The organism is Carnobacterium sp. (genome assembly GCF_032094055.1).
Classification (GTDB): Bacteria; Bacillota; Bacilli; order Lactobacillales; family Carnobacteriaceae; genus Carnobacterium_A.
Map to the genome: position 1 here is coordinate 12,055 of NZ_DAMDAK010000037.1, position 7,681 is coordinate 19,735.

A 7,681-nucleotide genomic window follows, 5' to 3' on the forward strand; every position below is an offset into this window, starting at 1 on the left:
GGATCATTGGGCTGATGTGCATCCATCGATACAACAACAACATTTTCCTCTGCTAAAAATCTTGTTGCTAACTCCTGAATATAAGGTACTATTTTTTGTGCTGGTTTACCAACAGTTAATGTTCCTTCATCAGATACAAAATCATTACTCATATCAACAATTAATAAAGCTTCTTTTGCCATTATCAATCAACTCCCAAAAGTATTATGGTTTCACTATTCATACTGTTTTCTAAAATAAGTATACCATAAGTGAAGATATCTTCATGCACGTCTGGGAGAATAGTACAAAAATGAAAATCCATCGAAATAATACAGCTAACAGGCAATGTAACTTAGATAATACTCAATTTTACCTTAAAAGAAATGCAGATTGATGGGATGTTCCATCATGAGGATTTGTAGCTGAAAATCCAACACATTGACATTTTTTTCTCTTAAACTATTAAAAAAAGACAAAGAAAAAAGCCCTTGTATCACAAGGACTTTTTTCTTTGTCTCACATTTAGACAGAAAATCAAAAAATGAATTATCTTCTGATTTCTTTAATACGAGCTGCTTTACCATGTAATGCACGTAAGTAGTACAATTTAGCACGACGCACTTTACCAAAGCGGACAACTTCGATTTTTGCAACACGTGGAGTGTGTAATGGGAATGTACGCTCAACGCCTACACCATTAGAAATTTTACGAACTGTATAAGTTTCGCTAATTCCTGCACCACGACGTTTGATTACCACGCCTTCAAATAATTGGATACGTTCTCTAGTACCCTCAACGATTCTTGCGTGAACACGGACAGTATCTCCTGGACGGAAAGCTGGAATGTCTTCGCGCAATTGTTCGTTTGTAATTGATTCGATTAAGTTCATGATTTTTTCTCCTTCCAACAAATATTCATACATCTCTATTCAGACACAGCGGAATATCGTTATTTCAGCAGGCTTTACCCACTCACCAAAATAGTTTACCATATTTAAAAATAGGTGTAAAGTAAATTTCCTTTTTTTAACCTATTTCTTGTTCTTTTTTTATTTCATCCAGCCATTTTGTTTGTTCTGTTGTCAACTCCAGATTTTCGAGCATATCTGGACGTCTCAAATAAGTACGGCGTAAGGATTCTTTTTCTTGCCATTCGGCAATGTTTTTATGGTTTCCACTGAGTAAAACATCTGGAACTTTCATGCCGCGATAGTCTGCTGGTCTCGTATATTGCGGATGTTCCAATAACCCGGTAGAGTGTGAATCTGTTTTAGCAGACTCTTCATTTCCAAGTACTTCCGGCAGCAAGCGAACTGTGGCATCAATCATGACCATTGCTCCTAATTCACCACCTGTCAATACATAGTCGCCTAAAGAAATCTCGTCCGTGACTAAAGAGCGAATGCGTTCATCGTATCCTTCATAATGGCCGCAGATGAAAACCAAATGTTCTTCTTCGGCTAATTCTTCTGCTACTGATTGGGTAAAAGGTACACCAGCTGGATCTAGTAGAATAACTCTTTTTTTTGTTTCTGGAGTTTCTGATTGAATCGTATCTAATGCACTGAAAATCGGTTGGGCCGTTAATAACATACCCGCTCCGCCGCCATAAGGGTAGTCGTCTACATTACGGTGTTTGTTTTCTGAAAAATCACGAAAGTTCATCACAGAAACGGCTAATAGATTTTTATCAATTGCTTTTCCTATGATCGATTCAGATAATGGCCCTTCAAACATTCTGGGAAATAAAGTCAAAATATCAATTTTCATTAATCTAATAATCCTTCCATAATATGGATCGTGACGAATCTTTTTTCTAAATCAACTTTTAATACGACTTCTTCGATATAAGGAATCAATAAATCCTTTTCGCCTTTACGTTGTACGACCCACACATCATTTGCTCCTGGTGACAAAACTTCTGAAACTTTTCCTATTTCAGTTCCTTCTTCATCTTCAACAGTTAAACCAATAATTTGATGAAGATAATATTCATTTTCCGGTAATTCTTTCAGCTGTTCTGAGCTTATTTTTAAAATGCCGTCCCGGTACTTTTCTACATCATTAATATTCGGATGGTTTTCAAAAGATAATAGATCAAATGTTTTGTGTTTACGATGACTGGCAACAGTTAACTCAATCATTTTTTTCCCCGGCTGATCTAAAAACAATTTCGCTCCTTTTTTATAGCGTTCTTCTGGAAAATCGGTTCTTGAAATTACCCGGACTTCGCCTTTGATCCCTTGTGTATTTACGATTTTTCCTACATTGTATAATTCTGCCACATTATCCCTCATTCTCTTTTATTTTTGTCTTATTTATTGTACCATATGTTCTCGTTCAATAAAGCGAGTTAATGAAGCAAGAGAAATAAAAAAAACCATCTCTTTTAGAAATGGTTTACTTCTTTTAAGAATTTTAGCTATTGACAATCGTTAATCTAATACGCTTTGGTCCTGAGACTCTAACGCTGTAAACGATTGTCCGAATAGCTTTTGCTACGCGACCTTTTTTCCCGATTACACGTCCAATATCATCAGGGTGAACAGATAGATGATATTCTGAAAAATCTTTTGATTCTTTGATATCAAGTACTAGTTCCTCCGGATGATTAACAAGAGGACGAATAATGGTAAGAATTAATTCATTCATGTCAGCCATAGTTCTCATCCTTTTTACTTAGTGTTTTTTGAATCATGGAATTTTTTCATAATGCCCTCTTTTGAAAGGATGTTACGAACTGTATCAGAAGGTTGAGCGCCATCGGCTAACCATTTTAATACTAATTCTTCGTCCAATTTAACTTCAGCTGGTTCAACAACTGGGTTGTATGTGCCAACAGGCTCGATGAAACGTCCATCACGTGGAGCACGAGCATCTGCAACTACAATACGGTAAAAAGGATTTCTTTTAGAACCCATACGTTTTAAACGGATTTTTACTGCCATATTTCTTACACCTCCATTAACTATCTTTCACTAAGTATAGTAACAGGAATTTACATCCTTGTAAAGTGTTTTTTCTTTACACTCTGTTTTTTTACGAAACTTCTCTTAGCGTTTCTTTTTATTTTTCTTTTTAACTTTTTTCTTATTCTTGCGCACCATTGAATTCATCGCCATTTTGCCTATTTTACCTTTGACCCCTTGTCCAAACATACCATCTAATCCATCAAGATTTCCTTTAGACATTTTACTCATCATTTTTTTCGATTCGTTAAATTGTTTGATCAAGCGGTTTACTTCAGCTATTGGACGTCCTGAACCTCTAGCGATCCGACGTCTTCTGCTTTGTGATAAAAGATCAGGATTTTCACGTTCTTTTGGCGTCATAGATAACACAATGGCTTTCATGCGAGCCATGTCTTTTGGATCAATTTGCAAATTTTCTAAGCCTGGAGCATTGCTCATGCCTGGAATCATTTTTAAGATGTCTTCTATTGGTCCCATATTGCTGACTTGGTCCATTTGTTCAATGAAATCATTAAAATCAAAACTGTTCTCTTTAAGCTTTTTAGCCATTTCTTCATTCTTTTTCTCATCAAAATCTTGTTGGGCTTTCTCAATCAATGTCAACATGTCGCCCATACCTAAGATACGATTAGCCATCCGGTCTGGATAGAAGGGTTCTAAAGCGTCTAACTTTTCTCCTTGACCAACAAATTTGATTGGCTTGCCTGTAACGGAACGAATAGAAAGAGCTGCCCCACCACGAGTATCCCCATCTAATTTTGTTAAAATTACTCCGGTAATGTCCAGTTGTTGATTAAAAGAATCAGCTACATTTGCAGCCTCTTGTCCTGTCATTGCATCTACTACTAAGAAAATCTCAGTTGGATCAACAGCAGCCTTAATATCAGATAATTCAGTCATCAATGTTTCATCGATTTGCAAACGCCCTGCTGTATCGATAATAACAAAATCACGATGTTCTTCTTTAGCCTTTTGAATACCTTGTTTAGCAATTTCTACTGGACTTACTTTATCTCCCATTGAAAAAACAGGGATATCCAATTGTTCTCCTAATGTTTCCAATTGTTGAATAGCTGCAGGACGATAAATATCTGCAGCAACCATTAAAGGCCGTTTATTCTGTGTTTTTCTTAAGTGGTTAGCTAGCTTCCCAGCAGTAGTTGTTTTACCTGCACCTTGTAACCCTACCATCATTACTACAGTAGGAGCTTTTGCAGCCATTTGAATCGTGCTTTGTTCGCCGCCCATTAAATTAGTCAATTCCTCACTAACAATTTTAATGATTTGTTGGCTAGGAGAAAGGCTTTCTAATACTTCTGATCCTACTGCACGGTTGCTAACTGTCTTTACAAAGTCTTTCACAACTTTAAAGTTAACGTCCGCTTCTAATAAAGCAAGGCGCACTTCGCGCATCATTTCTTTTACGTCTGCTTCCGAAACTTTGCCTTTGCGACGCATTTTTGCCATCGCATTTTGCAGGCGTTCTGATAATCCTTCAAATGCCATTTCATTCACCATTCCTTTTATTCTTCATTTGTTTCTTTTTTAAGCTTTTGGATAAATCTTTGCAGTACTTCATCTTTTGGGTAGTGGTCATTTACATAAACAGAAAATTCATCAAGGGTTTCTTCTAACTGAGTGAAGTTTTCTACTAAGTGAAGCTTGCGTTCATAATCGGTCAGTATCTGCTCTGTTCGTCGGATATTATCATAAATAGCTTGTCGGCTCACTTCAAAATCCTCTGCAATTTCTCCTAAAGAATAATCATCTGCAAAATACAATAACATATAACTTCGTTGTTTTTCAGTCAGCAAAGATCCATAAAAATCGAATAATCTATTCATACGATTCGTTCTTTCTATTTCCACTTTTACCCTTCTTTCTTTATCTCAACTGATGTCAAGTGTTTCTCGTTTACACACCTCTTAAGCGTACTCATTATCGCTTGATTAGTCAATAGCTTTAGCGTGTTTTATCGATATTTTAAGTTAATTGGAACTGCAAATACAGCTTTTTGTTTCATAAAGAAAGAGGACAAGACAAAAGTCTCATCCTCTTTCTTCTTCTTCATCATTTTTCTGATACAAGCTCTAAAAGTCAGGAACAATGTCCCACTTTCTTTATAGCATTTTATTTGTTACGGTATTCTTCAATATTTGATTTAATATTGGATACTTTTGGTCCATAAATAACTTGAGCATTATTGCCTTTAACGACAACTCCAGCTGCTCCTGTTGATTTCAATTGGTTTTGATTAACTAAACCGCCGTCTTTTACGGTTACTCTTAAACGTGTGGCACAGTTATCAACTTCTATTAAATTATCTTCGCCGCCTAGTCCTTCAATAATGGTTTTAGACAATTGATCTTCTGGACTAACGGGTGTTTCAGAAGTGCTTGAAGCTGTTGCTTCATTAGGACTCGTTGCTAAATATTCATCAATATTTGATTTGATATTAGATACTTTTGGTCCATAAATAACTTGAGCATTATTGCCTTTAACGACAACTCCAGCTGCTCCTGTTGATTTTAATTGATTTTGGTTAACTAAGTTGCCGTCTTTTACGGTTACTCTTAAACGTGTGGCACAGTTTCCAACTTCAATTAAGTTATCAGCACCGCCAAGACCCGTTACGATATCATGAGATAATTCATCTTGAACAGGTACGTTTGCTTTTTCTCCAGCTTTTTTAGCTTGATAATCAGCTTTCGTATACATCTTAGATTCAACTACATCATCTTCACGTCCTGGTGTCTTCAAATCGAATTTTTTAATAAAGAACGTAAAGACAAAATAATAAACAAATGCGTAAACGATTCCGACAAGAACCACTGGAATCCAGTTTGTTATCCCTTGCCCAGGTAATATACCATATAATACAAAATCAAGTAGTCCACCTGAGAAAGTCAATCCAACGCCGACCTGTAGAAAATGCATCAATACAAATGAAAATGCAGCTAGTACACAATGTACGCCAAAATATAAGAATGGCGAAGCAAACAAGAATGAGAACTCAAGAGGTTCTGTGATTCCTGTAAAAATCGACGTTAGAGACGAAGACATCATCAGTCCTTTAACATCTTTTTTGCGTTCTGGTTTAGCTTGTTGGTACATGGCAAATGCTGCTGCTGGGAACCCAAAAATCATAAATGGGAACATTCCAGAGAAAAATTTGGCAGCTTCAGGATCAACCACTTGCCCATTACCTAATTGAGTAAAGACAATATTTTGAGCGCCTTCTACTACATGACCGCCAATCGTTGCTGTTCCTCCAAGTGCTGTTTGCCAAAATGGCAAGTAAAAAACATGATGCAGACCCAAAGGAATCAGAGCCCGGTAAATAAACCCATATAAAAAGGTACCAACATAGCCTAAATCAGCTACAACAGAACCTAGCCAAGCGATTCCTGCACCGGCATATGGCCATAGGAATGAGAGAACCATGCCCGTTAAAACAGCCGCAAACGCTGATATAATTGGAACAAAGCGAGTTCCTGCAAAGAATGACAAAGCGTCCGGAAACTCTACTTTATAGAAACGGTTATGTAGATAAGCTACAATTAGACCAATAATAATCCCACCGAAAACCCCGGTATTCATTGTTTCTGAAAATCCTAGTACAGAACCAATCAGGCCTGGAGTTTCTTTTAGCTTTTCAAGGTTACCAAAGTTTACAATGGTACTTGTCATTGAGGCATACATCATAAAGTAAGCAACAACAGCTGATAATGCCGCAACTTCTTTTGCAGCTTTTGCCATACCCAATGCTACAGCTACTGCGAAAAGCAACGGTAAGTTATCAAATATAATTTGACCACAGTCTTTAAAAACCGTTAGAACATTATAAAGAACCGTCCCTTCTCCTAGTAACCAATCTAAATCGTACATGTTAACAAAAGAGTCACCTGTAAAAGATGAGCCAACTCCTAACATCAACCCGGCTACAGGCAGCAATGCGATCGGCAGCATAAATGTTTTACCCATCTTTTGCAGCGTCTCGAATAATTTGTCTTTCAATTTGTTTCCTCCTCTATAAATGCTTGCTTTTCAGCAAATGAAAATAATAGCTTGTGTTTTCAAAAAAGGCCAATCAAAAAGTTTCTGACCTCTTGCAAAACAAGAGATTAGAAACTTTAGGTTTTGAAAACACGCTTATCATCGTAACATATCTTCTACAAAAAAGCTACTTGCTAACGGTTTTAAATCGTTTCTTGAATAAGCTCACTGAATAATCCATAAACATATTCTCCAGGTTCGAATTCCTGTAAATCATCAACACCTTCGCCTAAACCAACAAACTTAACAGGGATGTCCAATTCTTTCCGAATGGCTAAAACAATTCCGCCTTTAGCTGTTCCATCCAGTTTAGTCAAAACAATTCCTGAGACATTCGTAGTTTGTTTAAACTGTTTAGCTTGAATCATGGCGTTTTGACCAGTTGTGGCATCAAGTACTAATAAAACTTCATGCGGGCCTCCCGGGACTTCCTTTTCAATCACACGTTTCATTTTTTCCAATTCATTCATTAAATTCACTTTGTTTTGCAAGCGTCCTGCGGTATCCACTATTAAAACATCTGCTTCTTGTTGTTTCGCTTGTCGTACAGCATCAAAAACAACCGCTGCTGGATCTCCGCCAGCTTTTCCAGTAACGACATCAACATCTACTCTTTCGCCCCATACGACTAGTTGTTCTATTGCTCCTGCCCGAAAAGTATCACCGGCTG

The 7,681-nt window shown here is 37.0% G+C and carries 9 protein-coding genes and 1 pseudogene; all 10 read right to left on the bottom strand.

The features are described from left to right. A pseudogene (locus RT405_RS07275) lies at positions 1-182 on the bottom strand (isochorismatase); the annotation flags it as partial. Between the two features lie 346 nt (positions 183-528). Continuing rightward, positions 529-873 (bottom strand): 50S ribosomal protein L19, encoded by a 345-nt coding sequence (gene rplS, locus RT405_RS07280; protein WP_313468788.1) that lies wholly within the window; start codon positions 871-873, stop codon positions 529-531. A gap of 136 nt (positions 874-1,009) precedes the next feature. Then, positions 1,010-1,753 carry a tRNA (guanosine(37)-N1)-methyltransferase TrmD gene (gene trmD, locus RT405_RS07285; RefSeq protein ID WP_313468790.1) on the bottom strand — a complete coding sequence of 248 codons (744 nt, stop codon included), beginning with the start codon at positions 1,751-1,753 and terminating at the stop codon, positions 1,010-1,012. Further along, positions 1,753-2,268: a ribosome maturation factor RimM gene (rimM, locus tag RT405_RS07290; RefSeq protein ID WP_313468792.1), complete on the bottom strand. Its 516-nt coding sequence runs from the start codon at positions 2,266-2,268 to the stop codon at positions 1,753-1,755. Before rimM ends, trmD begins: the two co-directional genes overlap by 1 nt. A gap of 133 nt (positions 2,269-2,401) precedes the next feature. Beyond that, positions 2,402-2,644 carry a KH domain-containing protein gene (locus tag RT405_RS07295; protein WP_035028462.1) on the bottom strand — a complete coding sequence of 81 codons (243 nt, stop codon included), beginning with the start codon at positions 2,642-2,644 and terminating at the stop codon, positions 2,402-2,404. A gap of 14 nt (positions 2,645-2,658) precedes the next feature. Next, the gene (gene rpsP, locus RT405_RS07300) at positions 2,659-2,931 is read right to left on the bottom strand and encodes a 30S ribosomal protein S16 (RefSeq protein WP_035028465.1); all 273 of its coding nucleotides are present in this window, start codon (positions 2,929-2,931) and stop codon (positions 2,659-2,661) included. Positions 2,932-3,036: 105 nt separating this feature from the next. Then, positions 3,037-4,461, bottom strand: coding sequence for a signal recognition particle protein (ffh, locus tag RT405_RS07305; RefSeq protein ID WP_313468802.1), 1,425 nt, complete (start codon positions 4,459-4,461; stop codon positions 3,037-3,039). Positions 4,462-4,478: 17 nt separating this feature from the next. Beyond that, on the bottom strand, positions 4,479-4,823 hold the full coding sequence (locus RT405_RS07310) for a putative DNA-binding protein (protein ID WP_035028471.1): 345 nt from the start codon (positions 4,821-4,823) through the stop codon (positions 4,479-4,481). 262 nt (positions 4,824-5,085) lie between these two features. Then, on the bottom strand, positions 5,086-6,972 hold the full coding sequence (locus RT405_RS07315) for a PTS transporter subunit EIIC (protein ID WP_313468794.1): 1,887 nt from the start codon (positions 6,970-6,972) through the stop codon (positions 5,086-5,088). A gap of 182 nt (positions 6,973-7,154) precedes the next feature. Beyond that, positions 7,155-7,681, bottom strand: a 527-nt coding sequence (gene ftsY, locus RT405_RS07320) for a signal recognition particle-docking protein FtsY (protein WP_313468796.1), incomplete at its 5' end; no start/stop codon positions are given.

Excerpts from the sequence above, each read along its gene's own strand:
- rplS (WP_313468788.1), bottom strand. The coding sequence starts at position 873 with ATGAACTTAATCGAATCAATTACAAACGAACAATTGCGCGAAGACATT.
- ffh (WP_313468802.1), bottom strand. The coding sequence starts at position 4,461 with ATGGCATTTGAAGGATTATCAGAACGCCTGCAAAATGCGATGGCAAAA.
- rpsP (WP_035028465.1), bottom strand. The coding sequence starts at position 2,931 with ATGGCAGTAAAAATCCGTTTAAAACGTATGGGTTCTAAAAGAAATCCT.
- trmD (WP_313468790.1), bottom strand. The coding sequence starts at position 1,753 with ATGAAAATTGATATTTTGACTTTATTTCCCAGAATGTTTGAAGGGCCA.
- RT405_RS07295 (WP_035028462.1), bottom strand. The coding sequence starts at position 2,644 with ATGGCTGACATGAATGAATTAATTCTTACCATTATTCGTCCTCTTGTT.